Consider the following 25,471-nt stretch of genomic DNA (forward strand, 5'->3'; position numbering starts at 1 on the left):
CATGATCGGAGCCATCATCCTCGGCATCGTCGCTGGGTTCATCGCTCGGGCACTGATGCCCGGCCGGGACCCCATGGGCTTCGTTGCCACCATCGCGCTCGGCCTGGCCGGCAGCCTCGTCGGGTACTTCATCTTCCGCGCCATCGGCATCGGGGACGACGACAAGTTCGACCTCGGCGGCCTGATCGGGGCGATCATCGGCGCGATGATCATCCTCGGCGTCTGGCGCAAGGTGAGCGGCGGCCCCGGCGCCCACCGCGGCGCGGGCCGGGCCGGCATGGCGCACTAGCGGCGCCCACGACTCGACGGGCGGGGCGCGTCGCGGGGATGATCCCGGCGATGCGCCCCCTCCCGCACCTCGACGGCGTCGAGCACCGGCACGTCGACGCCCCCGGCTTCGCCATGCACGTGGCCCTCGCGGGCCCCGAGGACGGCGACGTCGTCGTGCTCCTCCACGGCTGGCCCCAGAGCTGGTGGATCTGGCGCCATGCGATCCCGCGGCTCGCCGCCGCCGGCCACCGCGTCGTCGCGCCCGACCTGCGCGGGCACGGCTGGTCCGAGGCGCCGAGGCACGGCTACGACAAGGAGCAGCTCGCCACCGACGTCCTGGCGACGCTGGACGCGCTCGGCGTCGAGCGCTTCGCCGTCGCCGGCCACGACTGGGGCGGCTTCGTCGCCCAGCTCCTGGGCCTGCGCGTGCCCGAGCGCGTGACGCGGATCGCGACGGTCAACATCGTCCCGGTGTGGCGCGACCAGCCGCTGTCCATCACCCAGGCCTGGCGCTACCTCTACATCCCGCTCAACGCGTCGCCCGTGCTGGGCGGCCTCATCCCGCGCACGCCGCTCTTCGAGCGCTTCCAGCTGCGCGTGGCGTCCGACGACGCGGCGATCAACGCGGCCGGCCTCAAGGCCCACCCGCACGTCACCCAGCAGGTCTACCGGTCGGCGATCCTGCGCGACCTGCGCGCGATGGGCGCCCGCCGCGACCAGCGGCTGCGCGCGCCGCTGCTCGTCCTGCACGGGGACCGCGACCCGGTCATCACGCCCGCCGACGTCGAGCGCTTCCGCGCGCACGCCGACGACGTCGAGGTGCGCTTCCTGCGCGGCGCCGGGCACTTCGTCGTCGACGAGCGCCCCGACGAGGTCGCCGAGGCGCTCGTGTCCCACTTCGCCGCCTAGGCGGGGACCGGCCCCGCCTCGGCGCGGGCGGCGCCGGCGTCCATCTCCTGCTGGAGCTCGCGCATGTAGTCCTCGAAGTCCACCTGGATCGTGTGGCGCTTCGACGCGACGTAGCGCTTGCGCATCGCCTCCTGCTTGGCGTCGATGGAGCGCTCGACCTCCGCCCGCGAGGGCAGCGCGTAGACGCCGGTGAGGTGGTTGGCGACGAGCTGGGACTGGCGTTCGGCGATCGGCATGATCGCCCCCAGGGGCTGCACCAGGCCGATGAAGTACAGGCGGTCGATGCCCGGGTGGACCACGTGCTCGAAGAGCCGCAGCCGGTTGTCGTGGGCGGCGACGACGTCCTCGTCGAAGAACGGGAACGTGATCTTGTAGCCCGTGCAGTAGACGACGAGGTCGGCGTGCACGCGCGAGCCGTCCTCGAAGACCACCTCGTCGTCCTCGAGGCGCGCGATGTTCGGCTTGGGCGTGATGGCCCCGTGCGCGAGCCGGTCGAGGATGCGGCCGGACACGGTTGGGTGCGCCTGGCCGAACTTGTGGTCGGGCTGCTGGAGCCCGTACTGCGTGAGGTCGCCGTTGACCAGGCGCAGCATCGTGCGGATGACGGGCCAGCGGATGGCGCCCGGCAGCGCCTGGCCGCCGAGCTGGTCGACCGGCTTGCCGAAGACGTACTTCGGGACGATGTGCGCGCCGCGGCGGTGCGCGAGGTACACCGAGCGGGCGTGGTAGGAGGCGTCGACCGCGATGTCCATGGCGGAGTTGCCCATCCCGAGGACGACGACGTCCTTGCCCGCCAGCTGCTCCTCCTCGGTGTAGCTGTGGCTGTGGAGCTGCTCGATCGACGACTCGGCCGCGCCCGGGAACGCCGGCTCGGGCCAGCGCGGGTCCCAGTGGTGGCCGTTGCAGACCACGACGGCGTCGTAGCGCTCGGTCGCGCCCGTGCCGAGGCGGACGTCGAAGCCGCCGCCCGCCAGCGGCGTGACGTGCTCGACCGCGGTCCGGAAGCGGATCCGGTCACGGAAGCCGAAGTGGTCGACGTAGTCGTCGAAGTACGCCGCGATGTGGTCGTGGCGCGGGAAGTCGGGCAGCCGCTTGGGCATCGGGAAGTCCGAGAACTCCATGCGCTCGCGCGAGGTGTTGATGTGCAGCGAGCGGTAGGAGGCCGAGATCCCGTTGGCGTTGCCGAAGACCCAGTTGCCGCCGACGCGGTCGCTCAGCTCGTAGCAGTCGAACGGCACGCCGCGCTCGTGCAGGACCTTGGCCGCGGCGATGCCGCTGGAGCCCGCGCCGATGACGCAGGTGCGAGGGGACAGGACCATGACGGCTGACCGTACCGGCCGCCTGGCACGATCGGGGGCGGTGGCGGTCGAGGACCACATCCGGCGCATCGCGCAGCGGCTGCTCGACGACCTCGACGCGGTGGCGCGCGACGTCGACGGCGTCGTCTTCGCGGGGGCGCCGCAGCTCGCCGCCGACGCCACGGTGCTGGCCGAGACCTCGGCGTCCAACCGGGCGGTGCTCGAGCGCTGGCTGCGGGCGATGGTCGCCCGGCCGGGCGTCGAGGTCTCGCCCGAGCCGCCGCCCGAGGCCCTCGACGTGGCGCGCAGCCTCGTGCGCCGCGGCATCGAGCTCGAGTCGCTCATGACCGCCTACCGGACCGGCCAGAACCTCGCCTGGCGGCGGTGGATGGACCTCGCCGCCGAGGAGGTGCCCGACCGCACGGAGCTGCTCGCGGTGCTCGACCGCGCCTCGGCGCTGATGTTCGGCTACGTCGACCGCGTGCTCGGCGGCGTCATGGCGCTCGTGCAGCGTGAGCGCGAGGCGCTGCTGGGCGGCGCGCTGGCCCGGCGCACGGAGACCGTGCGGCTGCTGCTCGACGGCGCGCCGCTGGACCCCGAGGGGGCGAGCGCGCGCCTGGGCTACGAGCTGCGGCGCCGCCACACCGCCGTCGTGCTGTGGGCGGACCCGCCCGGGGCGGTCCAGGGCGCGCTCGAGCGCGCGGCCAGCACGCTGGCACGGGCGGCCGGGGCCGGGCGACCGCTCGTCCTGCCGGCCGGGACGTCGACGCTGTGGGCCTGGCTGGGCACCGACCGCGACCCTCCGCCCGAGGCGCTGCGCCGTGCCATGGAGGCGGTCGACCCCCACGTGCACGCCGCGGTCGGCCCGACGCGCGAGGGCATGACGGGGTTCCGGCGCACGCACGTGAGCGCGCTGGCCGCCCACCGGCTCGTCGCCGCGGCGGCGGGCCGCGCCGAGCGGGAGCGGCTGACGACGTGGTCGGAGGTCGAGGTCGTCGCCCTCGCGGCGCAGGACCGCGAGCAGGCCGCGGAGTTCTGCGCCTCCGTGCTCGGCGCGCTCGGGGCGCCCGACGCGGCGACGGGCCGGCTGCGCGAGACGGTCCGCGTCTTCCTCGAGGAGGGTGGCAACGGCCCGCGCACCGCCCAGCGGCTGCACCTGCACCGCAACACGGTGCTGTCGCGCATCGCGAAGGCCGAGGAGCTCCTCGGCCACCCGCTCAGCGAGCGACGGCTGGCGCTCGCCCTGGCGCTCGAGCTGGTCCGGCGCCTCGGACCGACCGCCGGATAGGGTCCCCGCCCATGGCCCGCGTCCACATCGAGCACGAGTTCTCCAAGCCGGTCGACCGCGTCTTCGCGTTCCTCAGCGAGCACGAGAACCTCGAGACGATCCTGCCCGCGAAGATCAAGCGCCTCAAGGACGGCGACGACGGCACCCGCAACGGGGTGGGCTCGGCGCGCCAGCTGCGGATCGCGGTCCTGCCGCCGTTCGAGGAGACGACCACCGAGGTCGTCCCCAACGAGAAGATCGCCTACAAGATCACGAAGGGCAGCCCGCTGCGCGGCCACCGCGGGGTCATGACGTTCTCGTCGACGCCGTCGGGCGGCAGCAGGCTGGACTACATGATCGAGTTCGGCGCCGTGGTGCCCGGTCTGGACAAGGTCGTCGCCAAGCAGCTGGACAAGTCGATCCGCGCCGGGCTGCCCGAGGTCGACCAGCGGGCGTAGGTGCGCACCCGCCCGTCGAAGGGCGGTTGACGACCTACCCCTTCGGGGCCATCCTCGGCCCCATGCTGTCCCGCCTGGCCGCGCGCGTCGCGGCGTCCCTCGTCGTGCTGCTCGCGGTGGTGGTCGCGCCGCAGGAGGCCGCGGCCAAGCCGTCCAAAGCGCGGCTCGCCGCGTTCTCGGGCTGCGACGCCCTGCTGGGCTGGGCGCGCGCGCAGGCCGTCCGTCACCCGGGCGCGGTGCCGGTCTACCAGGCCGTGAACCGCGCGGCCGGCACGCCCGTGCCCACCGCGGCGCCGTCGGCGGGCGGGCAGGTCCTCGGCGCGTCGGGCAGCGCGGAGGGCGACGTCGCGACCTCCGAGACCAACGTCCAGGAGGCCGGGGTCGACGAGCCCGACACGGTCAAGGCGCGGCGCGGCATCGTGTTCACCCTCGCCGGCGGGCGGATCCACGCGCTCGACGCGCGCGACGGGTCCCCGGCCCTGCTGAGCTCGGTCGACGTGCCCCAGGGGCTCTACGGCGGCGAGCTGCTGCTGCACGGCGACCGCCTCCTGCTGCTCGCGAGCGCGGGCTACGGCCGCTCCGCCCTGGTCGACGTCGCGGTGGGCGACGCGCGAGCGCTGCGCGTCGATCGCATCCTCGAGGTCGACGGTGCGCTGGTCAGCGCCCGCCGCCAGGGCGACGTCGCGCGCGTCGTGCTCACGTCGGTGCCCGAGCCGATCGTCCTGCCCGCGCCGGCCGACGGCGAGCAGCCGCTGCCGGCCGAGGAGGTCCGCCGGCGCGGCGTCGAGGCGCTGGCGCAGGCCGGGGCGGCGACCTTCCTGCCCGAGCTGCGGGTCCGCGCCGCCGACGGCACCACGTCGGGCGAGCGGCTGGTCGGCGGCTGCCAGCGCGTTCGCCGGCCGAGCGCCTACTCCGGCCTCGACGTCCTCAGCGTGCTGACGCTCGACCTCGACCGCGGGATCGACCCGGTCGACGTGGACGCCGTCATGGCCTCGGGCGACGACGTCTACGCGTCGGCTGACTCGCTCTACGTCGCCCAGACCACGTGGGTCCCGCCGACCGGCGACGGTCCCGACGACGTCGTCACGCACGTCCACCGCTTCGCGACGGGGCCCGAGCCCAGGACGACGTACCGCGCGACGGGCTCGGTGCCCGGGTGGGTGCTCAACCAGTTCGCGTTCAGCGAGCACCGCGGCGTGCTGCGGGTCGCGACGACCGAGCGGGCGCCGTGGATGCTCTCCTCCGCCGAGGAGAGCGAGAGCTTCGTGACGGTGCTCGACGAGCGCGACGGGACGCTGCAGCGCATCGGTCGCGTCGGCGGGCTCGGTCGCGGCGAGACGATCCGCGCGGTGCGCTTCCTCGGCGACCTCGGCTACGTCGTCACCTTCCGCCAGACCGACCCGCTGTACACCGTCGACCTGTCCGACCCGCGGGCGCCGCGGGTGCGCGGCGAGCTGAAGGTCCTCGGCTACAGCGGCTACCTGCACCCGATCGGAGAGGACCTCCTGCTCGGCGTCGGCCAGGACGCCACGCCCGAGGGGCGGCGCCTGGGGGCGCAGGTGTCGCTGTTCGACGTGGCCGATCCGGCGGCGCCGCGGCGGCTGGACCGCTGGGACGTGCCCGGCGGGTGGGCGTCGCAGGTCGAGTGGGACCACCACGCGTTCCTGTGGTGGCCGGCGACGAAGCTGGCGGTCCTGCCCGTCAGCGACCCGGCGCGCGGCGGGTTCGTCGGCGCGGTCGGGCTGCGGGCCGGGCGCGACGGCCTGCGCGAGGTCGGGCGGGTGGCGCAGCGCGGCGCCGGCGGGTGGTTCGGGGCGGTGGACCGGGCGGTCGTCGTGGGCGAGCGGCTGCTCACGTTCTCCGACCGCGAGGTCGTCACGAGCCGGCTCGCCGACCTCGGTCGCGTGAGCGCGCTCGAGCTCCCCGCGGCGCCCGGCAGCGGCGGCGGCGGGCCGTACCCGGTGCCGATGCCGGTCATGGCCGCCGCGGGCAGCGCGGCGAGCGCCACGGCCGGTCCCCGGGCGCGCGCGTCGATCACCCCGGTGACCCCGACGATCCTGCCGGGCCGCTCGATCGCGGGGATCGCGATGGGCATGGACGAGGAGCAGGTCCGCCAGCACCGCTCGGACGCGCCGCGCTCGGCGAGGACGATCCCGGACGAGATCCGCGGGTCGGTGCGCGAGCTGCGCTGGGCGGGCCTGCGGGTCGTCCTCGGCGAGGGCAGCGGCGTGACGCTCGTCACCACCACGAGCCGCCTCGACCGCACGTCCGGCGACGTGGGGGTCGGGTCGACCGAGCGGGCGGTGCGCCGGACGCTGCGGGTGCGCTGCGCGACGGAGTTCGGGCGGCGCTCGTGCATCCGCGGCCGGCTCGAGGCCGGCAAGGTCATCACGGAGTTCCGCATCGGCCGCAAGAGCGGCCGGGTGCAGTCGGTGACCGTCGCCCGCGTCATCGACTGAGCCTCGGCGGGTAGAGGGCGCTCGTGCGACGGTGGCTGAGCGTCCTGGTGGTCGGCCTGTCCTGCGTGGGCATCGCGGGCTGCGGCTCGGACGCGGTCGATGACGTGCGCCAGGACGTCCGCGAGCAGGCGGAGGCGCTGCGCGACCGCGTCGACCGCGAGATCGGCGACCGCGCCGAGCGCGTGCGCACGCGCCTGCGCGAGGTCCGGTCCGAGGCGCGGCGCGTGGGCCGCGACCTCGAGCGCCGGGTGCGCCAGGCCCTCGAGGACCTCGAGCGCACGGTCCCGCGCGCGGGCCCCGCCACGCGGCCTCCGTCGACCGAGGGGCGCGAGGAGGAGGGCACGATCGGCGCGTTCCTCACCGACACGCTGCGCTCGGTCGACCGCTACTGGACCCGGACCTTCGAGGCCAACGGCCAGCGCGAGCCGCGCGTCTCCTACGTCTGGGTGCCGCAGGGCCGCGTGACGCGCAGCGGGTGCGGGAGCCCCGCCGACGACACCGCCGCGTTCTACTGCCCGGCCGACGACACGATCTACGTCGGGGAGGTCCTCGCCGCGGGCGTCTTCGAGGGCGTGGCCGACGGCTTCCCCGGCCAGCAGGCGGGCTACGGCCGCGCCGTGGGCGACTTCGGGACGGCCTACCTCGTGGCCCACGAGTACGCCCACAACCTCCAGGAGGAGCTCGGCTTCTTCTCGGCCCAGCGCCGCGGCGCCTCGGCCCGGCCGTTCGAGCTGCAGGCCGACTGCCTGGCGGGCGTCTGGGGCGCCTCGGTCTACCGCGAGGGCCGCCTCAAGCCCGGCGACGTCGAGGAGGCGCTCAACACCGCGCTGGCCGTCGGCGACTTCGAGGTCGGCTCCGAGCAGCACCACGGCACGCCCGAGGAGCGCCGCGACGCCTGGCAGCTCGGCTTCGACTCCGGCGAGCCCTCCACCTGCACGGCCTTCGTGCGCGCGTGAAAGGTACCTGGCACCTTTCATCCGATGCGCTTCGTGACCGCCGTCCTGCTCGTCCTCGTCGTGCCGGCCTCCGCGGCGGCCCAGCAGCCCGGTGTGGACGTGGCGCTGGAGCCGCACACGCCGGCCAGCGCGACGACGGTGAGCGTGGCGGTCGACGGGGCGAAGCTCGACCAGTCGCGCCTGCCCAAGGGCTTCACGCTCACCGTGCAGCGGGGCTTCGCGTTCGACGCGCGGGCGGTGGCGCAGCGCTGCAGCGCCGCCCAGGCCGACGCGCACCAGTGCCCGGCGGCCTCGCAGGTCGGGACGGGCCGGGCGACCGCCGCGGTGCAGACGCTGCTGGGCACCAGCGACGTCCAGGCCGAGCTGGCGGCCTACCTCACCGATCCCGTGCGCAGCGGGGACCTCGCCGGCGTCGCCCTGACGATCCGCGTGCCGAGCTTCGGCGTCACCGTCGGCGCCACGGCGCGGATCCTGCGCACGGCCGACGGCGGGCTGGAGCTGCGCGCCGACGACGTCGCGCCCGCGGGCTCGGAGCTGCCGCCCGGGGTCACGTTCCGGCTGCGCTCGGTCGGCCTGCGCATCGGCGCCTCGCGCACCGAGACGGTGCGGACGACGAAGCGCAAGCGCCTGCCGCGCAAGCGCGGGCAGAGCAGGCCCCGCTTCAGGCGCGTCACGACGACCAAGCGGGTGCGCCGCGCGCTGCTCACCACGCCGCGCACCTGCTCGGGGACGTGGACCGGCCGCGCCGTCGTCGCGTTCGCCGACGGCGGGCCGGGGCAGACCCTCGCGGTCGCGCTGCCCTGCCGGCGCTCGCGCGGCTAGCCGACGTGCTCCTGGAGCCACAGCTCCAGGAGCGCCATCTGCCAGACCGCCGACGAGCCGATGTTCGTCGTGTGCGCGTTGGGGTCCCGGAGCATCGCGTCGACGCGCTCGGGCACGTACAGCGCGCGCTCGCGGGCCGACGGCGCGTGCAGCGCCTCGCGCACGAACGTCAGCACCGGCTCCTCGAGGTGCGACAGCGCCGGCACGGGGAAGTAGCCCTTCTCGCGGTCGATCACCGCGTCGGGCACCACGCCGCGGGACGCGTCCTTGAGCACGCCCTTGCCGTCCTGGGCGAGCTTGAGCTCCGGCGGGCAGCGCGCCGCCAGCTCCACGAGGTCGTGGTCCAGGAACGGCGTGCGGGCCTCGAGCCCGTGCGCCATGGTCATGTTGTCCACGCGCTTGACGGGGTCGTCGACGAGCATCACCTCGGTGTCCACGCGCAGCGCCCGGTCGACGGGAGTGTCGGCGCCGGGCCGGCCGAAGTGCGCGCGCAGGAACGCGCCGCTCGGGTCGTCGGTCACGCGGTGGTCGGGGCCGACGACCGACTGGATCTCCGCGTCGGTGCGGTCGAAGAACGCGGCGCGGTAGTCGCTGGCGCCGTGGCCCTCGGTGTCGGCCAGCTCCTGGTACCAGAAGTAGCCGCCCAGGACCTCGTCCGCGCCCTGGCCGGACTGCACGACCTTGCGGCTCTTGGCGACCTCGCGGGAGAGCAGCCAGAAGGCGACGCAGTCGTGGGAGGTCATCGGCTCGCTCATCGACCGGATCGCATGGGGCAGGGCCTCGACGAGGTCGCCGACCGGGATGTGGATCTTGTGGTGGTCGGTCTCGAACTCGCGCGCGACGAGGTCGGAGTAGAAGAACTCGTCGCCCTCCTGCTCGCCGACCGCGTCGAAGCCGATCGAGAACGTCGCGAGGCCCTTCTGGCCCTCCTGCGCGAGGAGCGCGACGATGAGGCTCGAGTCCAGCCCGCCGCTCAGCAGGATGCCGACGGGGACGTCGGAGACCATCCGCCGCCGCACCGCCACCCGCAGCGCCTCGCGCACCGCGTCGGCCCAGTCGGCGGCGTCCATGGCGGCCTCGCCGGGGTCGCGCGCGAACGGCGGGTCCCAGTACAGGCGGTCCTTCGACGTGCCGTCGCGCTCGATGATGCGCACCGTGGCCGGCGGGAGCTTGCGCACGCCCTGGAGGATCGTCCGCGGCGCCGGGACGATGGAGTGCCACGAGAGGAAGTGGTGCAGCGCCACGGGATCGATCGAGGTGTCCACGTCGCCCGCCGCCAGCAGCGCCGGCAGCGTCGAGGCGAAGCGCAGGACGCCGCCACGGCCCTCGGCCACGTACAGGGGCTTCTTGCCCAGCCGGTCGCGCGCGAGGACGACACGGCCGCTGTCGCGCTCGACCAGCGCGAAGGCGAACATCCCCTTGAGCTTCTCGAGGACGCCCTCGCCCCAGGCCGCCCAGCCGCGCAGCAGCACCTCGGTGTCGGAGTGCGAGCGGAAGGTGTGGCCCTCGCGCTCGAGCTCGGCCCGCAGCTCGCGGTGGTTGTAGATGATGCCGTTGAAGGTGATCGTCAGCCCGAGCTCGTCGTCGCCCATGGGCTGGGCGCCGAGGTCGGACAGGTCGATGATCGCCAGCCGCCGGTGCACGAGGCCCACGCGCCCGTTGCGCCACAGCCCGTGCCCGTCGGGGCCGCGCGGGGCGAGCACCTCGCCCATGCGCTCCAGCACCGCGGTGTCCGGCGCGCCGTCGCGCCGGACCTCCCCAGCGAACCCGCACACGGCTAGGCCTCTCCGGGGGCGGCCTGGGGCTCGCGGAAGTCGTCGGTCAAGGTGCTCACCAGCGCCCGCAGGTCGCCGGGCTCGCCCGCGCCGGCGCGCTCGCGCTGGCGGGCGGCACCGGGGTCCTGGGCCAGCGCCGGGACGAGGCCGAGCTCGTCGGCGCAGCCCAGGTCGTCGGCGTGGACGACGACGCGGTCCAGCAGCTCGAACAGCCAGTCGCGCACCGGGCGCCGGCGGCCGGCCACGGGGTCGATGAGGCACGCGTCCATGCCGTCGCGGGCGGCGAGGAAGCGGTTCTCCTCGAGGACCTCCGGCGGCGCGGCGACCCGCTCCGGCGCCTCGCCGGCGGTCGCGGCCTCCATGACCGCGCACTGCACGAGCGCCACGAGCGCGGCGACGTCGTCGATCCCGATCTGGGCGTCCATCACGCGGACCTCGAGCGTGCCCAGGCGTGGCTGCAGCCGGGCGTCCCACCACAGGAAGGTCGGCTCGGGGATCGCGCCGGCCTGGACGAGCAGGTCGACGGCGCCGACGTAGCCGTCCCAGTCGCCGAACGACCGCGGGATGCCCGTGCGCGGGAAGGTGCTGAAGATCGGCGTCCGCGCCGAGGCCAGGCCCGAGTCGCGTCGGCGCCAGAACGGCGAGTTGGCCGACAGCGCGAGGAAGATGGGCAGCGTCGTGCGCAGCCCGTCGAGCGCGCGGACGGCCATGTCGGGGTCGGGCACCGCGACGTGCACGTGCAGCGCGAAGGTCGGCTCGCGGCGGGCGAGCTCGCGCATCGACTCGAGCACGGACTGCGAGCGCGCGTGGGGCGAGACCGCGCCGATGCCCTCCGCCAGCGGGTGGGTGCCCGAGGCGGCGGCGGTCGCGCCGTGCTTGGCGAGCTCGGCCGCGAGCGCGGCGCGCAGGGCGCTCAGCTCGTCGACGGCGCCGGCCACGGTCTCGTGCGGGCCGGTCGCGATCTCGACGGCTGAGGCGTGCGTCTCGGCCGACACGTGGCCGACCAGCGCCTGCGACAGCCCGGCGAGCACGTCGTCGATCTTCGGCGTGAGCTCGTGCGTCTGCGCGTCGAGGAGCATGACCTCCTCCTCGACCCCGATGGTCCAGGGGCGCTCCGCGGCGCCGGGCGCCCACGACGCCCATGCTGGGTGCTTCACGCCGCCTGCCTCGGCGCCACGTCTGCGTCCTGCATCACCAAGGGCATGCCCAGTGACGGCCGGTTCTGATCAGCGACGTGCCGCACGGGTGGCTCCGATCGTGCCCGGTGACCGGCCGTCACGGGCTGTCCACGGGGCCGAAGTCCGTGCGCCGCCGTTCGCCGGTCGGTCCTAGTCCGCCCCGTCCTGGCGCTCCCGCGCGCCCGCTCGCTCAAGGTCCGGCTCGCCGCGCCGACCGCCCAGAGGACCATGGCCAGCCACGTCAGCCTCCCCGCGGTCGCGTCGCCGTTCGACCTCGTCGCGGACGCGCCCGACCTGCGCGTCGCCGCCAAGGGCACCCTGCTGCGCCTCAGCCGTGAGCTCGAGGACCGCGCCCACGCCCTGGGCGCGGCGGGCATGCTGCTGGCGAGCTTCGAGCACGTGCGCCACTTCACGCCGGCGACCCGCCGGCGCTACAGCGAGCTCGCCGCGCAGGGCGGCCACGTCGGGGCGTTCGGCGAGGGCTTCGGGCCTGACCCGGCTCCCGGGGTCCACGGCGCGGCGCTGCGCGAGGACGACCCGCTCGCCCGCCAGTGGGACGTCGTCCTGCTCGGTCCGGACGTCGCCGGGGCCCTGCTCGCCTACGACCTGGGCGACACCGGCGCGGACATGGAGCGCCGCTTCCGCTACGCGGTGACGTGGGACCGCGAGCTCGTGCGCTCTGCCGTGCGCTCGCTGCTGGACCGCCGCGCCTAGGGGCCCGCGTGCGAAGCAGGGGACTGTCCCCTTCTTCGCACGGAGCGGCCGGCGAACCACGCCTCCCACGCCGCCTGCTCGCGCGCCGCGACCGCGTCGGTGCCGTCCCCGAAGAGCTGCGCGCGCACGAAGGTGAACACGTCCTCGCCGGGTCCCCCGGCGCCCAGGAAGCCCAGGCCCCCGGCCGGCGTGTCGAGGACGAGCGTGACCATCCGCCCGCCCGCCTCGACGACGGTGCCCCCGAAGGCCGGGACGCCGTTGCCCGCGGTCTCGAGGCGCTGACCGGCCCGCGGCTCGGGCGGCACGCCGAGGTCGCTGCACATCGCCGTCCAGACCGCGTCGGCGTCGCCGCGCTGGGGCGGCCCGCCGGCGGTGATCGACGCGGCGCGCTCGCCAGGGAAGTGCGTCAGGTACAGGCGCAGGGACAGCAGCGCCTGGCGCCAACCCGCGGCGTAGGACTCCATCGCCTTGTCCCAGGCGTCCTCGTCGCCGAAGCCGCTCATCACCACGCGCACGACGCAGGTCCCGCCGCTGCGCGCCTCGACGAACCACTCGGTGGCGGTGACGTGCTCGCGGTGCTCGGCGTCGGGCAGCCAGCTGGACTCCTCGTAGGCGAAGCGGTGCGGGGCCTCGTAGGCCGTGACGGTGCCGGGCGTCTCGAGCTCGGACTCGTGGCGGTGGACGACCGCGCCACCGACGCGGCCCTCGACCTCCGCGGGCATGAACCAGGCGGTGATCCCGGGTCCCGTCGCGATCGCCTCCCAGGCCTGCTCGGGCGTGGCGGGGACCTCGACCTCGACCTCGACGCGACGGTCGGTGCTCATGCGGCGTCCTCCTGCGGGGTGGGGTGGGCGGCGACGACGAGCCGGAAGGGCCGGCCGCCGTCGGTGTGGTGCCGGGCGACCAGCTCGGTGATCGCCTGGGTGAGCTCGTGGGCGAAGGCGGCCTGCGCCTCGGCGCTGGCGAAGGCGATCTCCGTGTCGAGCGCGAGGGTCGCGAGCCGGCGCTCCTGGGCCTGGGCACCGCGCGCGAGGCTGCCGACCTCGCGGATCAGCCGCGCCCCGAGCGCCACCAGGTAGCGGGCCGACAGTCGGTCGCCGACGCTCGCGGGGGCGGGCGCGCTGGGACCGAGGGCGGCGGGCGAGACGACGTAGGAGGCCGCGGTGGCGACGAGCAGCCGCTCGGTCAGCCCGCCGTGGAGGCGCTCCTCGGCCACCTCGAGCAGGCCGTGGGCCTCGAGCGCGCGCAGGTGGTAGTTGACCTTCTGGCGCGGGAGCCCCAGGCGCTGGGCCAGCGCCGCCGCCGACGCGGGCTCGCGCAGCTCGGCCAGCACCCGTGCCCGCAGCGGGTCGAGCGCCACGACCGCCGCCGCGGGGTCCTCGATGACGTCCACGGAGAGCATCGGCGATGCCCACCGTGCCATTGACAAACTATGTTGTCAAGCACGGCGTGCGAACGAGGGGACTGTCCCCTTCTTCGCACGCGAGCCGCTAGCCCGCGACGACGCGGGGCCGCGGAAGCGCGCGCGGGCGGTCGCGCAGGAGGGCGCGCCAGGCGTCCTCGTCGAGCTGCGCCGGCTGGGTCGTCGCGAGGAACTCGCGCAGGGCGTCGGCCAGCCCCTCGGGGTCCTCGAGGTGGGGGAAGTGCGCCGACCGCGGAAGCCGGACGAAGCGGCTGTGCGGGATCGCGCGGTGGGCCGCCTCGCCGTGCTCGATCGGGATCGTGCGGTCGCGCTCGCCCCAGACGACGAGCGTCGGCACGGCCTCGAGGAGGTAGAGGCGGTCGTTGGCGTTGACCCGCTGGCCCTGGCGGTCGATCACGGCGCGCAGGGTCTGCAGGAACGCCTCGCGGGCGCCGGGCGTCTCGAGCGGGCGCAGCGCGCGGGCCACGGCCTGCAGCTGGACGCCGAGGCCCGAGCCGCGGCGCTGCAGCAGCCGGCCGGTCGCGCCCAGGCCGCCCGTCACGTGACGGTGGGCGGCGAGGGAGATCAGCGCCTTGACCCCGGGCAGGGCCGCGGAGCGCAGCATCGGGCTGACCTCCTCGCCCAGGCCGCCGCTGGAGACGAGCGCGAGGCGCTCGACGCGCTCGGGGAACTGCCAGAAGAACACCATCGCGATCCCGCCGCCGAGGGAGTGGCCGACGATCGACGCGCGCTCGATGCCCAGCGCCGAGAGCAGGTCGCGGATGACCGCGGCGTGAGCCCCGAGCGAGTAGTCGCCGCGCGGCGTCGCGCTGTCCCCGTGGCCCACGAGGTCGGGCGCGATGACCGTGTGGTGCTCGGCCAGCCGCTGGGCCACCGCCTGCCAGTGGCGTGACGAGTTGACCATGCCGTGGACGAGCACGACGGGCGGGCCGCTGCCCGCCGTGCGGTACACGACCCGGTGGCCGTGGAGGTCGACCTCCCACGCGTCGAACGGCGGAGGCGACGTGACCGCGCGGAGGCTCGACATGGGCCGACACTACCGCCGGTCCCGGGCGCCGTCGCGGGGGGCACCTCCCCCTGGGAGGTCCCCCGATCCGGCCTAGGGACGCCTACTCGGCGTCGCGGCCGCGAGGCGCGACGGCCTCCGGCGGCAGCTCGTCGTCGGAGAGGCGCAGCTCGGTGACGACCTCGACGCCCTCCAGGGGGTCGACCGGGCCCTCGAGCTTGCGCGCGGCCTTGCGCGCCTCCTTCTCGCGACGCTTCTCCTGCATCCGCGTCTCGCGGTTGAGCTTGGCGAAGGTCGTGCGCTGCTTGCTGCGTCCAGCCATGGTCGGTCCTCTCTGGGTCGTGTGCTTCGAGCAGAACGCGGAGGGCGCTGCGAGGGGCAGCGAACGGCGAACGCGAGGCACTGCTGGCGCCCGGGGAAGCCACGGGCCGGACGACCCAGTCTAGTGCCCTTCGCCGCGAGACCACCCCGTCAGCACCGCGGGACGGCGCGTTCGAGCACCAGCCGCCGCGGTCCGCCCTGCTCCAGCGCGACCACGGCGCGGACCTTCCGGGCCCTGCCGCGGCGCACCACACGCGCCCCAGCACCCCCGCGCAGGGTGGCCCGGCGACCGCCGAGGGTGACCCGCGCCGAGCCGGCGAACGCCGCGTCCCGGCCGCCCAGGCCGACCCGCAGCCGCCCACCGCGCAGGCAGCGGCGTGTCAGCGTCAGCTGCGGGCGCACGTAGCGGTCGGCCTGCTGGCCGACGAGCGAGACGAGCTCCTCCAGGCCGAGGTTCATGTCGAGCAGGTGGGTGCCCCACGACGGCTCGGGGAAGACGTTGGGCCGCCGCGACCCCGGACCGACGGGGTCCAGGCGCAGGACGTGCGCGCCGTTGACGTACCGGCAGCCGCCCTGTGCGCGGTCGGGCGGGCTGACCCACGTCGTCGACGCGCTCGGCGGCGCGCCCGACGAGGTGAGGATCGTCCCGAGCCCGATGAACCCGGGCGCGTAGGGCTTGGAGGGCAGCAGGAGGCGCAGCGGTCCGTCGGCGCCCGCCAGCGGCCGCGGGTCGGTGCAGGCGACCTCGAAGCCCTTGCCGCCGGGCAGGGCCAGCGGGTTGCCCGCCGCGGGCGCCGGCGTCCTGCCGAAGCGCGCGCCGTCGGGCGGGTCGGTGAAGAACGTCGAGTAGGCGACGACGCAGCCGATCTGCGCGCGCTCGGTGCACAGCGGCACGTGCGCGAAGTCGCCGCCCACGACCTTGCCCTCGGCCACCGTCACGTTGCCGCCGAGCAGGACCGCGCCGACGAGGCGGCGGCGCAGCTCCGGGTCCGGGTCGACGACCCGCCGCAGGAGGTTGCGCAGCACGCTCGTGCCCTGCGAGTGGCCGAGCAGGACGAAGCCCCGGCCGTCGCTGTCGCGCTCGAGGTAGGCCTTGAACGCCTCGACGACGTCGTCGTAGGCGAGCTTGCGGTCCGGCGGCAGCGCCGTCGACGCGATGATCGAGCCGATCGTGGCCTGGCGGTAGATCGGCGCGAAGACGCGGCAGTGGCGGGTGAAGCGGGCCGCCTGGTACTGCGCGATCGAGTCGAGCTCCGGGTCGCGCGCCTTGGTCGCGTTGGGCGACAGCTGGTTGGAGACCGTCGGGTAGACGTAGAAGCAGTCCACCTCACGGGCGCCGGGCGTGGGGCGCTGCACGACGTCGGGCCCCGTCGCCTCCTGCACGGTCGTGTCCAGGGGGATGTCGCACGGGCTGTCGGCCATGTCCGGGCGGCAGAGCCACTGCACGTCGGCGGAGGCCGGTGCCGTCGCGGCGGCACCGAGGACGCCGGCCGCGAGGACCGCCGGGAGGAGAGCGCGGAGGGGACGACGCATGTGTACGCGACCGTACCGTGGAGCGCGCGCCGGCGCGGCGGGGCGGCGGGGTGTGGCTCGCTCCCGCGCACGGTGCGGGTGGCACGACCTCCGGCCGCGCGCGTCGCGGGTTGACTGCCGGTGGTGGTCGACGGCAGGCGAGAGGGGGTCGCCGAGCGGCGCATCGCCGAGCGCGCGGCGGTGCAGCTGGCCGGGCTGCTGCCCCAACCCGGGTTGAGCGAGGCGTGGAGCTGGTCGCACCGGCTGCCCGCGCTGGACGACCGGGTCATCGGGCGCTTCGAGCCCTCCGACCGCCCGGCGCTCGAGGGCGTCGACGGCGACGTCCCGGCCGAGGTCCTCGCCGGCTACGCACGGCGCTCGCCGCACGCCGTCCACGTCCTGCGCGACGTCGACGGGACCGTCCTGGCCTTCGGCGTCGTCCTGGCCGCCGACGACGACGACGCGATCGACGACGAGGACGAGCTGCTGGCCGGGTGGACGCGCGACGCCCGGGGCCTCGGCGCCGCGGACCGCTCGCTGCTGTGGCGCGGCAGCTGGACCTCGGCCGCCGTCGCGCCGGAGGACCGCGCCCAGGTCTCGGCGACCGTGCGCTTCGCGGCGACGATCCGCGCCGGCGGCCTCGTGCGCAACCGGATCTACGTGCCCGTCCACCACGACGAGCCGGGCCTCGAGCACCTCGTGCGCCGGTCGGGCGCCGAGCGCCGCGAGGGCCTCGACGCCCAGGGCGAGGGCGTCATGACGTGGATCCTCGACTTCGGTGACGAGGGGCTGCTGGGCCGGCTCGTCGTCCTCGGCACGGCCCGCGAGCCCGACCCACGCCGCGCTCCCGAGCCCGGCGAGGTCCGCGAGGCGCTGCGCGCGTTCCACGACCCGGTGGCGCTGGCCGCCAGCCCGTTCGCCACGGGGACGACCGTCGCCGCGCGCGCCGAGGCCGCCCGCTCCGAGCTCCTGCGCCTCATCGAGGAGGCGTTCGGCGACTCCGCCGACGAGCGCTTCCAGCGCGACCTCCTGCACCGCGCCTACGTCGAGCGCGGCGTCGCCCTCGAGCACCTCGCGCGCGAGTTCCACGTGAGCCGCCGCACGTTCTTCCGCCGGCTGCGCGCGGCCACCGACCGCGTCGTCGAGGCCGCCCGCGCCGCCGCGGAAGACCCTGCAGGTTGAGGGGTGATCTGCGGCGCTTGTCGCCGTAGGGTCGGGCCGTGGCGACGTGGGAGGACGTGAGCCGCATCGCGCTCGCGCTGCCGGACACGAGCATGCGCAGCACGTACGGCCAGATGCCGGCCTGGCGGGTGCACGACCGCGTCTTCCTGTGGTCGCGGCCGATGCGCGAGACCGACCTCGAGGAGCTCGGGGCGGCGGCGCCCGACGGCCCCGCGCTCGGCGCGCGCGTCGAGAGCCTGCACGCCAAGGAGGCGCTGCTCGCCGCCCAGCCGGACGTCTTCTTCACCACGAGCCACTTCGACGGCCACCCCACCGTCCTCGCCCGGGTCGAGCGCCTGGACGTCGACGACCTCGAGGAGCTCGCCGTCGAGGCCTGGCTGGCGCGCGCGCCCAAGCGCCTGGCCAGCGCGTGGCTCGCCACGGCGGGCCGCGCCGCGCGCTAGCGGTAGCCCGTGGGGTCCGGCGGCAGCCCGGCGTCCTGCACCTCGACCATGTAGCGCCAGCAGTCGGGCTGCGAGCCGTCGAGGTCCGTGAACCCGTACTCGCGTGCGAGCTCGCCGGAGGAGAAGGAGCCCTGGTTGCGGCGGTGCACGTGGGGGTCGGCGGCGAGCGCGGCGACCGCCCGGCCGACGAAGCGCGGGCTCTCGGAGATCGCGCCGAAGTGCGGGTTGCGCCCCTCCCGCCAGGTCTCCTCCGTCACGCCCATCGCCTGGAGCATGAGCTCGGAGCGCAGCCACCCCGGCGTCAGCGCGACGGCGGTCGCGCCGTGCGACGCCAGCTCGTGGCCCTGGGAGAAGGCGAGGCGCAGCGCCGCCGCCTTCGCGAGGTCGTAGAAGACGTTGACGCGGCGGTGGGCGTCGTTGTAGGTGCGCGTGCCGTCGGTCACCTCGACGAGCAGCCCGCCCGGGCGCCGGATGAGCAGTGGCAGGAGGTGGTGGCTCGTGACGAGGTGCGTCTCGACCGCCGTGCGGAGCATCCGCAGCCCGACGTCGAGGTCGTGCTCCCACAGCGGCACGTCGAACTCGACGAGCAGCTCGCCGCCCCAGATGTCGTTGACCAGGACGTCGAGCCCGCCGTGCGCGTCGTCGAGGCGTCGTGCCAGGGACCGGACCTGGTCGTGGTCGAGGTGGTCGGCGACGACCGGGACCCCCACGCCGCCCGCCGCGTCCACGAGCTCGGCGGTCTCCTCGATCGTCTCGGGCAGCCCGTCGGGCCCGGCCTGCGCCCGCGAGCTGCGGCCCGTGCACCAGACCGTCGCCCCGGCCTCGCCGAGCGCGACGGCGATCCCCCGCCCGGCGCCGCGCGTGGCGCCGGCGACGAGCGCGACCTTGCCGGCCAGCGGCGTGTCCGTGGTCTGCATGGCGCGGATCGTGCGCCACGGGCCCGGGAGCGACGACCAGCAGGTCGAACGCGATCAAGGAGCGCCGCCCCCGGGCGTGCGCGAGGACTACTTCAGCGAGGAGGCGCCGACGGCGACGGCGCCGGCGGCGATCACGCCGAGCGCGACGGCGGGCGCCTTGGGCAGCGAGCCCTCGCGCTTGCCGACGACCGCGGCGCCGACGTCGAGCGCGTCGCACAGGACGCCGAGGCGCACGATCTGCTTCTGCGTCTCGCCGGTCGTGGTGAGGGTGCCGACGCCGAGGGCGAGGTCGCGCGCGCCGAACAGGCGGGAGGGCATGTGCGACTCCGTCGGGCCGCCGATGCCGAACACCTTGGCGACGAAGGACGGGGCGACCCAGGAGAGGACGCCGATGAGGATCCGGCCGAAGGCCAGCTGCTGGAGAGGCTGCATGCCCGCCATCCTCCTACATCTGCGACGCCCGTTGACAGGCTGTCAGGCGATGGCCCCCGCGATCCGGCGCAGGCGCGTCGCGGCGAGCACCGCGAGCAGGACGCCGAGCGCCGCCACCGCGACCATCGCGCCGTCGAGCCCGACGCCGCCCGCCCACGCGCCGACGTAGACCGGGCCGGCGAGGAAGCCGAGGTAGGCGACGGTCGTGACGGTCGACGTCGCGCTGCCTCGCACCTCGTCGGCGACGCGCCCGGTGAGGACGACGACGAGCGTCGGGAACAGCACGGCGGTGCCGGCGGCGGCCAGGCCGAGGCCGAGGAGCGCGGGCGCCAACGCCGTCGCGCCGGCCAGCAGGCCCGTGCCCGCCGCCGCGACCAGCGCGCCGGCGACGACCGCCGTGCGCGGGTGCCGGCCGCCGGCGGCGCCCCCCGCGATGCGCGTCACGGCGACGACGGCGGCGAAGACGGCAGGGCCGGCCGCCGCCGTCGCCTCGCCCGCACCGACGACGTCGTGCAGGTAGATCGCGCTCCAGCTCTGGTGGGCGTTCTCCACCGCGAACGCCAGGGCGCCGAGCGCACCCAGCGCGACGAGCGGCCCGCGCCGCAGCCGATGCGACGGGGTCTGACCCCGAGCATGCGACGGGGTCTGACCCCGAGCGCGTGGCATGGCGGCGCCGTCGGCCCGCAGCAGGGCCAGTGCGACGGCCGCCGCCGCCACCGCCACGACCGCGAAGGGCGCGACGAGCGGCGCGTCCGCGGCGAGCAGCGCACCCGTGCCGAGGCTCGCCACGACGACCATCGCCGAGAACGCGGCGTGCGAGCGGGTGACGACGGGGCCGCCGTGCGCGCGCTCGGCCGCACCGGCGGCGGTGTTGATCGCCACGTCGGCGGCGCCGGACGCCGCGCCGAGCGCGAGCAGCAGGACCGCGAGGGCGACGAGGTCGTGGGCGGCCGCGACCGCGACGACCCCGACGACGCCCAGGGCGACGAGCAGCGCGGCGGTCGCCCCCGCCCGGGCCCGGTCGACCGCGCGGCCGGCCAGGAGCATCGCCGGCAGGGCGCCCGCGCCGATGCACAGCAGCGCCCCGCCGAGCTGGCCCTCGGTCACGCCCGCCTGGTCGCGCAGCGCCGGCAGGGCGGCGCCCCACGCGCCCCAGAACGCGCCGAACACGGCGAACCCGGCGTATGCGGCCCAGCGGGGCACCCCCATCGGCTACCCACGGCGGCCGGACCGACGATGCTCTGCGTTCGCATGCCCGTCCGCCGCGCCGTCGCCCTCCCCCTCTGCGCCCTCGCCCTCGGCGCGCCCGCCGCCCAGGCCGACGTCCAGGGCCCGGCCAAGGGCCGGGAGGTCGTCCTCGTCGCCAACGCCGAGGGCGGCACTGTCTCGATCCTCGACGCCCACACCGCGAAGGTGCTGCGCAGCGTCGACGTCCTCCCCGACGGCGCGCGGCCCTCGGTCGACCAGGGCGACCCGCCGTTCGCGCTGGTCAACCAGCAGCTCATCACCGGCGTCGGCGGCGTCAACGTCGCCCAGGACCAGGACCTCTCGCCCGACGGCACGACGCTCTACGTCTCGCGCGGGCACCGCGGCGACGTCGCCGCCTTCGACCTGCGCACCGGCGACCTGCGCTGGAAGGTCCCGATCCCCGGCCTGCGCGCCGACCACATGACCCTCAGCGCCGACGGGCGGCGGCTCTACGTCTCGGCGCTCACCGCCAACGAGGTCGTGGTGGTCGACACCGGCCGGCGGCGGATCGTCGGCGCCGTCCCGACCGGGCAGTGGCCGCACGACAACCACCTCAGCGAGGACGGCTCGCGTCTCTACAACTCGAGCATCGGGACGATCGTCCTGCCCGAGCCCGCGCGCGCGGCGCTGACCCCGCCGCCCTACCAGCTGACCGTCGTCGACACGGCCTCCCTGCGCGTGGTCCAGCGCTTCACGTTCGACCGCGGCATCCGGCCGACGGCCTACACCAAGGACGGCGCCACGCTCTTCGCCCAGCGCTCCCTCGAGAGCTCCATCATGCGCGTGCGCCTCGCCGACGGCCGGGTCGAGCGGGTCGCCCAGCTGCCCGTCAAGGACGGCACCACCGAGGCGGACTTCGACTTCGAGGCGCCCCACCACGGCCTGGCGCTGTCATCCGACGAGCGGACGCTGTGCGTCGCCGGCCGCGTGTCGGACTACGTGGCGCTCGTCGCGACGGACACGCTCCAGCCCCGGCGCATCATCCCGGTGGGCGACGCGCCCGGCTGGGCCGTCACGAGCCCGGACGGCCGCCGCTGCTTCGTCACGAACACCCGCGACGACACGGTCTCCGTCATCGGCCTGCGCGAGGAGCGCGAGCTGGCGCGCGTGCGGGTGGGCGACGGTCCGAAGCACGCGGAGGCGGCGCGCATCCCCGAGGCCGTCCTGTGCACCAGCCAGCGCATCGCGGGCTGCGCGGGCGACCTGCGCTTCGCGCGACGCTGCGTGCGCGGCGGGCGCCTGCGGCTCACCGTCGGCGGGGACGTCGACGCCGTGCAGCGCGTGCGCTTCCGCCTGGGCGGCAACGTGCTGGCGACGGACTCGGCGCCGCCGTTCGAGCGCACGGTCCGCGCGCCGCGCCGCCATCCCGGTGAGGCGCCCCTGGTCGCCGCGATCACGACGTCCGAGGGCGTCGTGCGCCGCGAGCGCTCCGCGCCCGTCTGTCGCTGACGCGGCTCAGCGAGCCGCGTCGCGGTGGCGGGCGACCAGCGTCGCCGCCAGGGGCGCGCCGTCCAGCGCGCCCGCCCGCACGCGGCCAGCGAGCGTCCGGGCCACGATGCGGTCGGCCAGCCGCGGCAGGTGGCGCGCGAGCGCCAGCTCGAGCCCGCCGCGACGGGTCGTCGGGACGTCGCGCAGCACGCGCTGGCTGAGCGCCGCGCGCAGGACCGCATCGACCACGCCCTCGAGCGGCTCGAGCTTGCTCATGCCCTCGAGCGAGAGGCCCGCGGCGGCGGTCGAGTCGTGGATCGGGCTGCGGACCGCCGAGGGGTAGACGCAGCTCACGCCCACGTGGGTGCCGAGCTCGTGGCGCAGCGCGTCGGCGTAGGCGACCATGGCGCGCTTCGAGGCGCCGTACGCGGCGGCCAGGGGCAGCTGCAGGACAGCCATGCGCGAGGCCACCATGACGACGCGCCCGCGGGAGGCGACGAGCGGGTCGACGGCGGCGGCGGTCACGCGCCACGTCCCGAGGAGGTTGACGTCGAGCTGGCGTCGCGCCTCCTCACCGGGCGCCAGCGCCGCCGGCGCCGGACCGCCGATGCCGGCGTTGTTGACGAGCACGTCGAGGCGGCCGCCCAGGGCCGCGACCGCCGCGGCGACCGCGCCCGGCACCGCGTCGTCGTCGGTGAGGTCGCAGCGCAGGACCGCGAACGGGTCGTCGTCGCGCGGTGCGGCGTCGAGGCCGGCGACGCGCGCGCCGCGGGCGACCAGCGCCTCGCCGACGGCACGGCCGAACGTGCCCGACGCCCCGGTGACCAGGACCCGCATGCCCGTCGCGTCGCGCAGCCGCGTCATGCCGCCACCTTCGCGCGCCGGCGTCCGCGGCTGCCGCCCCGCAGCTCGCGGCCCAGCTCGGCGACGTAGGCGTCGAAGTCGATGCGCATCGCGGGCCGGCGATCGCCCCACCGGCGCGTGGCGGCGGCCAGCGCGCGCTCGGCGTCGCGCCGCTGCGCCGCGGCGGGCGGGAGCGGGTAGCGGGCGGTGAACCCGGCGGCCGCGAGCTTGGCCTGCGCCTCGACGACCGGCAGCGCGGCACCGGTCGACTGCATGAGCCCGACGAAGGCGAGCGTCGGGTCGTCCAGGTGGAAGACGCGCTTGAACAGCAGCAGCCGCTCCGGGTCGCCGCCCGTCCAGCGCTGCGCCAGGAAGGGGATCGTCACCTGGTAGCCCGTCGCCCACACCACGACGTCGGCGGGGTCGGTGCGCCCGTCGGTGAAGTGCACGCGGTCGCCCTCGAAGCGCGCGATGCCGGGCCGCGCCTCGACCTCGCCGTGCGTCAGGCGGTGCAGGATCGTGTCGCTGATCGTCGGGTGGTTCTGGAAGAGGCCGCTGGCGGGCGCGGGCAGCCCGTAGCGCTGCGGCGGGCCGACCGCGATGCGCAGCAGCGTCTCGGCGACGACCTGGCGCACGCGCCAGGGCAGGACGGTCATCGCCGCGCCCGTGGCGTCCGCGGGCCGGCCGAGCAGCGTCTTGGGGACGATGTGGACCCCGCGCCGGGCCGAGAGCAGGACCGGGCCCGCGGACACGTAGGAGGCGTCCACGGCGATGTCCATCGCCGAGTTGCCCATGCCGACCACGACGACGCGGCGGTCGCGGAAGACCTCGGGGTCCTCGTAGTCGTGGGCGTGCAGCTGGGTACCGTCGAAGGGGCCGGGCGGTGCCGGCTCGGGCCAGCGCGGGTCCCAGTTGTGGCCGTTGGCGACGACGACCGCGTCGAAGCGCTCCGCCGCGCCGTCGTCGGTGGTGAGCAGCCAGTCGCGCGTGGCGTCGTCGCGGTCCAGGGCCGTGACGGTGCTGCCCAGCCGCAGGCTCTCGTGCAGGCCGAAGCGCTCCGCGTAGTCGGCGAGGTAGCCGGCGACCGCCTCGGCCGACGGGAAGTGCGGCCAGTCGGCCGGCATCGGGAAGTCGGCGAACTCCGTGCGGCCGCGGCTGGTGTTGAGGTGCAGCGACCGGTAGGCGGACGTCGTGCGCGTCGCGTCGCGCGCCCACAGCCCGCCGGGGCGGTCGGCGCGTTCGTGGCAGACGACCTCGAGGCCGGCGTCGCGCAGGGCCTTGGTCGCCGCCAGGCCGGCGGCACCGGCGCCGACCACGGCGACGCGGGAGATGGCGGAGACGTGGGTCATGTGCTCGCGTCCAACGCTAGGCCGGTGAGCGCGGCGGATCCAGGGTGCGCGCCACCGTCTTGCGGCGCGGGGGTGTGGCGCACCACAATCGGTGACGTGGACGAGTGGGTCGAGGTCGTCGAGCTGGTCGAGCGCGTCGTGGCCGACGAGGAGCTGCTGCCGACGGTCGTCGCCGGCGTGCAGCGCGCGGTCGCGGAGGTCGCCGTCCTGCCGCCGTCCGACATGGCGGGCCACACGCGCGCGCTGCTCACGGCGGCGGTCCGCGCCGTGGGTGACCGGCGCCTGCCCACCGAGGCGGAGCTGTCGTTCGTCGCCGGGCTGGGGACGACGCGGGCCCGGCAGGGCATCCCGATCGAGGCGGTGCTCGCCGCGATCCACGTCGCCGAGCGGGCGATCTGGACGCGGGCGCGCGAGCTCGCCCCGCGGGCCGGCGTCTCACCCGAGCGGCTGCTCGACGCGCGCGAGCTCTACGACGACTGGTCCGACGCGGTGCGCACCCGGCTCATCCGGGCCCACCGCGAGGCGCGCAGCGCCCAGCGCGCACCCGCCGAGGACCGCCGCGCGGCGCTGCTGCGCCGGCTCCTCGAGGGCGGGACGGCGGCGGCGCTCGCCGCCGCGGAGGCGGGGCTGCCGCTCGACGGCGGGCTGTGGGTGCTCGTCGCGCGCACGGGCGACGCGGCGTCGTCGCGGGCGCTGCGGGCGGCGGTGCGCCACCACCCGACGGCGGTGGCCGCCGAGGTCGGGGAGGTCGAGGTCGCGGTGACGGCGCGGCAGCCGGCCGAGGGCGGTGCGGGCGTCGTCGGCCTGGCCGGGCCGGTCGCCGCCGAGGACCTCGCCGCCGCGCACCGCCTCGCGGTCGCGGCCGTGCCCGCAGCGGAGGCCTCGGGGCGGGCGGGCCTCGTCCACGTGGGGCGGGTCGCCACCGTGGCGGCCGTCCTGGCGCGGGCCGACCTCGCCGCGACGCTGGCCGACCGCCACGGGCCGGCGGTGGCCGCGCTCGGCGACGAGGTGGCCCGGACGGTGCGCGTCTGGCTCGAGCGCCGCCGGGAGACCGCGGCCGCCGCGCGCGAGCTCGCGGTCCATCCGAACACCGTGCGCAACCGGGTCCTGCGCTTCGCCGAGGTCACGGGCCTGGAGCTCGCGGACCCCTTCGACGCCCTCGACGCGTGGTGGCTGTGCCGCTACCAGGAACCGGGCGAGATCAGGTGAACGTTCCTGTACGGTTGTCCCAGTCCTCGCCGTGCGGGCGGGGCGGAGGGAG

General features: G+C 76.0%; 25 protein-coding genes. 12 read left to right on the plus strand and 13 right to left on the minus strand.

Annotated elements, in window-relative coordinates; genetic code table 11:
* Position 1: 1 nt before the first annotated feature.
* Both JUB12_RS16500 and JUB12_RS16505 read left to right on the plus strand, forming a co-directional pair.
* Positions 2–289, plus strand: coding sequence for a GlsB/YeaQ/YmgE family stress response membrane protein (locus JUB12_RS16500; protein ID WP_205696508.1), 288 nt, complete (start codon positions 2–4; stop codon positions 287–289).
* A gap of 50 nt (positions 290–339) precedes the next feature.
* A complete protein-coding gene (locus tag JUB12_RS16505) occupies positions 340–1,179 on the plus strand; it encodes an alpha/beta fold hydrolase (RefSeq protein ID WP_205696509.1) in 840 nt (279 codons plus the stop codon).
* Here the strand turns inward: JUB12_RS16505 and JUB12_RS16510 are convergent.
* Positions 1,176–2,498, minus strand: a complete 1,323-nt coding sequence (locus JUB12_RS16510) for an NAD(P)/FAD-dependent oxidoreductase (protein WP_205696510.1) — start codon at positions 2,496–2,498, stop codon at positions 1,176–1,178. The genes JUB12_RS16505 and JUB12_RS16510 overlap by 4 nt on opposite strands.
* Between JUB12_RS16510 and JUB12_RS16515 the strand changes: the two genes are divergently transcribed.
* The 5 genes from JUB12_RS16515 (at position 2,497) to JUB12_RS16535 (ending at position 8,439) form a co-directional block, all read left to right on the plus strand.
* Entirely contained in the window at positions 2,497–3,765 is a 1,269-nt protein-coding gene (locus JUB12_RS16515; protein ID WP_205696511.1) for a CdaR family transcriptional regulator, read from the plus strand. The two genes, JUB12_RS16510 and JUB12_RS16515, sit on opposite strands and share 2 nt — an antisense overlap.
* A gap of 11 nt (positions 3,766–3,776) precedes the next feature.
* Positions 3,777–4,202 (plus strand): SRPBCC family protein, encoded by a 426-nt coding sequence (locus JUB12_RS16520; protein ID WP_205696512.1) that lies wholly within the window; start codon positions 3,777–3,779, stop codon positions 4,200–4,202.
* Between the two features lie 62 nt (positions 4,203–4,264).
* Positions 4,265–6,661 (plus strand): beta-propeller domain-containing protein, encoded by a 2,397-nt coding sequence (locus JUB12_RS16525; protein WP_205696513.1) that lies wholly within the window; start codon positions 4,265–4,267, stop codon positions 6,659–6,661.
* 23 nt (positions 6,662–6,684) lie between these two features.
* Complete coding sequence (locus tag JUB12_RS16530) at positions 6,685–7,617, plus strand: neutral zinc metallopeptidase (protein WP_205696514.1); 933 nt, start codon at positions 6,685–6,687, stop codon at positions 7,615–7,617.
* Positions 7,618–7,641: 24 nt separating this feature from the next.
* Entirely contained in the window at positions 7,642–8,439 is a 798-nt protein-coding gene (locus JUB12_RS16535; RefSeq protein ID WP_205696515.1) for a hypothetical protein, read from the plus strand.
* Here JUB12_RS16535 and JUB12_RS16540 read toward each other — a convergent pair.
* Together JUB12_RS16540 and JUB12_RS16545 are read right to left on the minus strand one after the other, a co-directional pair.
* On the minus strand, positions 8,436–10,214 hold the full coding sequence (locus tag JUB12_RS16540) for an N-acetylglutaminylglutamine amidotransferase (RefSeq protein WP_205696516.1): 1,779 nt from the start codon (positions 10,212–10,214) through the stop codon (positions 8,436–8,438). The genes JUB12_RS16535 and JUB12_RS16540 overlap by 4 nt on opposite strands.
* A 2-nt stretch (positions 10,215–10,216) precedes the next feature.
* Positions 10,217–11,371 (minus strand): YbdK family carboxylate-amine ligase, encoded by a 1,155-nt coding sequence (locus JUB12_RS16545; protein WP_205696517.1) that lies wholly within the window; start codon positions 11,369–11,371, stop codon positions 10,217–10,219.
* Between the two features lie 249 nt (positions 11,372–11,620).
* Between JUB12_RS16545 and JUB12_RS16550 the strand changes: the two genes are divergently transcribed.
* Complete coding sequence (locus JUB12_RS16550) at positions 11,621–12,106, plus strand: DICT sensory domain-containing protein (RefSeq protein WP_205696518.1); 486 nt, start codon at positions 11,621–11,623, stop codon at positions 12,104–12,106.
* Here the strand turns inward: JUB12_RS16550 and JUB12_RS16555 are convergent.
* From JUB12_RS16555 to JUB12_RS16575, 5 genes are all read right to left on the minus strand, one after another.
* Positions 12,103–12,930: an SRPBCC domain-containing protein gene (locus JUB12_RS16555; protein ID WP_205696519.1), complete on the minus strand. Its 828-nt coding sequence runs from the start codon at positions 12,928–12,930 to the stop codon at positions 12,103–12,105. The two genes, JUB12_RS16550 and JUB12_RS16555, sit on opposite strands and share 4 nt — an antisense overlap.
* Positions 12,927–13,508, minus strand: coding sequence for a helix-turn-helix domain-containing protein (locus JUB12_RS16560; protein ID WP_205696520.1), 582 nt, complete (start codon positions 13,506–13,508; stop codon positions 12,927–12,929). Before JUB12_RS16560 ends, JUB12_RS16555 begins: the two co-directional genes overlap by 4 nt.
* A gap of 88 nt (positions 13,509–13,596) precedes the next feature.
* Positions 13,597–14,556, minus strand: coding sequence for an alpha/beta fold hydrolase (locus JUB12_RS16565; protein ID WP_205696521.1), 960 nt, complete (start codon positions 14,554–14,556; stop codon positions 13,597–13,599).
* Between the two features lie 82 nt (positions 14,557–14,638).
* Positions 14,639–14,857, minus strand: coding sequence for a hypothetical protein (locus tag JUB12_RS16570; protein ID WP_205696522.1), 219 nt, complete (start codon positions 14,855–14,857; stop codon positions 14,639–14,641).
* A gap of 149 nt (positions 14,858–15,006) precedes the next feature.
* On the minus strand, positions 15,007–16,389 hold the full coding sequence (locus tag JUB12_RS16575) for a DUF3089 domain-containing protein (protein WP_205696523.1): 1,383 nt from the start codon (positions 16,387–16,389) through the stop codon (positions 15,007–15,009).
* A gap of 123 nt (positions 16,390–16,512) precedes the next feature.
* Here JUB12_RS16575 and JUB12_RS16580 point away from each other — a divergent pair, with 123 nt between their 5' ends.
* The gene (locus JUB12_RS16580; protein WP_205696524.1) at positions 16,513–17,550 is read left to right on the plus strand and encodes a hypothetical protein; all 1,038 of its coding nucleotides are present in this window, start codon (positions 16,513–16,515) and stop codon (positions 17,548–17,550) included.
* Positions 17,551–17,588: 38 nt separating this feature from the next.
* Positions 17,589–17,993: an MmcQ/YjbR family DNA-binding protein gene (locus tag JUB12_RS16585; protein WP_205696525.1), complete on the plus strand. Its 405-nt coding sequence runs from the start codon at positions 17,589–17,591 to the stop codon at positions 17,991–17,993.
* On the opposite strand, the gene JUB12_RS16590 is transcribed toward JUB12_RS16585, so the two are convergent.
* The 3 genes from JUB12_RS16590 to JUB12_RS16600 all read right to left on the minus strand — a co-directional run bounded on the left by JUB12_RS16590 (position 17,990) and on the right by JUB12_RS16600 (position 20,551).
* The gene (locus JUB12_RS16590; RefSeq protein WP_205696526.1) at positions 17,990–18,910 is read right to left on the minus strand and encodes an SDR family oxidoreductase; all 921 of its coding nucleotides are present in this window, start codon (positions 18,908–18,910) and stop codon (positions 17,990–17,992) included. The genes JUB12_RS16585 and JUB12_RS16590 overlap by 4 nt on opposite strands.
* Before the next feature lie 87 nt (positions 18,911–18,997).
* A complete protein-coding gene (locus tag JUB12_RS16595) occupies positions 18,998–19,342 on the minus strand; it encodes a hypothetical protein (protein WP_205696527.1) in 345 nt (114 codons plus the stop codon).
* Positions 19,343–19,384: 42 nt separating this feature from the next.
* Complete coding sequence (locus tag JUB12_RS16600; RefSeq protein ID WP_205696528.1) at positions 19,385–20,551, minus strand: MFS transporter; 1,167 nt, start codon at positions 20,549–20,551, stop codon at positions 19,385–19,387.
* A 42-nt stretch (positions 20,552–20,593) separates the two neighbouring features.
* Here JUB12_RS16600 and JUB12_RS16605 point away from each other — a divergent pair, with 42 nt between their 5' ends.
* The gene (locus JUB12_RS16605; RefSeq protein ID WP_205696529.1) at positions 20,594–22,039 is read left to right on the plus strand and encodes a hypothetical protein; all 1,446 of its coding nucleotides are present in this window, start codon (positions 20,594–20,596) and stop codon (positions 22,037–22,039) included.
* Positions 22,040–22,045: 6 nt separating this feature from the next.
* Here JUB12_RS16605 and JUB12_RS16610 read toward each other — a convergent pair whose 3' ends face one another.
* Together JUB12_RS16610 and JUB12_RS16615 are read right to left on the minus strand one after the other, a co-directional pair.
* Positions 22,046–22,882 carry an SDR family oxidoreductase gene (locus tag JUB12_RS16610; RefSeq protein ID WP_205696530.1) on the minus strand — a complete coding sequence of 279 codons (837 nt, stop codon included), beginning with the start codon at positions 22,880–22,882 and terminating at the stop codon, positions 22,046–22,048.
* A complete protein-coding gene (locus JUB12_RS16615; RefSeq protein WP_205696531.1) occupies positions 22,879–24,210 on the minus strand; it encodes an NAD(P)/FAD-dependent oxidoreductase in 1,332 nt (443 codons plus the stop codon). The genes JUB12_RS16610 and JUB12_RS16615 overlap by 4 nt, the downstream gene beginning before the upstream one ends.
* A 96-nt stretch (positions 24,211–24,306) precedes the next feature.
* On the opposite strand from JUB12_RS16615, the gene JUB12_RS16620 reads away from it, so the two are divergent.
* Entirely contained in the window at positions 24,307–25,419 is a 1,113-nt protein-coding gene (locus tag JUB12_RS16620; protein WP_205696532.1) for a helix-turn-helix domain-containing protein, read from the plus strand.
* Positions 25,420–25,471: the final 52 nt, after the last annotated feature.

Origin of the sequence: Conexibacter sp. SYSU D00693 (assembly GCF_017084525.1) — a bacterium.
Taxonomy (GTDB): Bacteria; Actinomycetota; Thermoleophilia; order Solirubrobacterales; family Solirubrobacteraceae; genus Baekduia.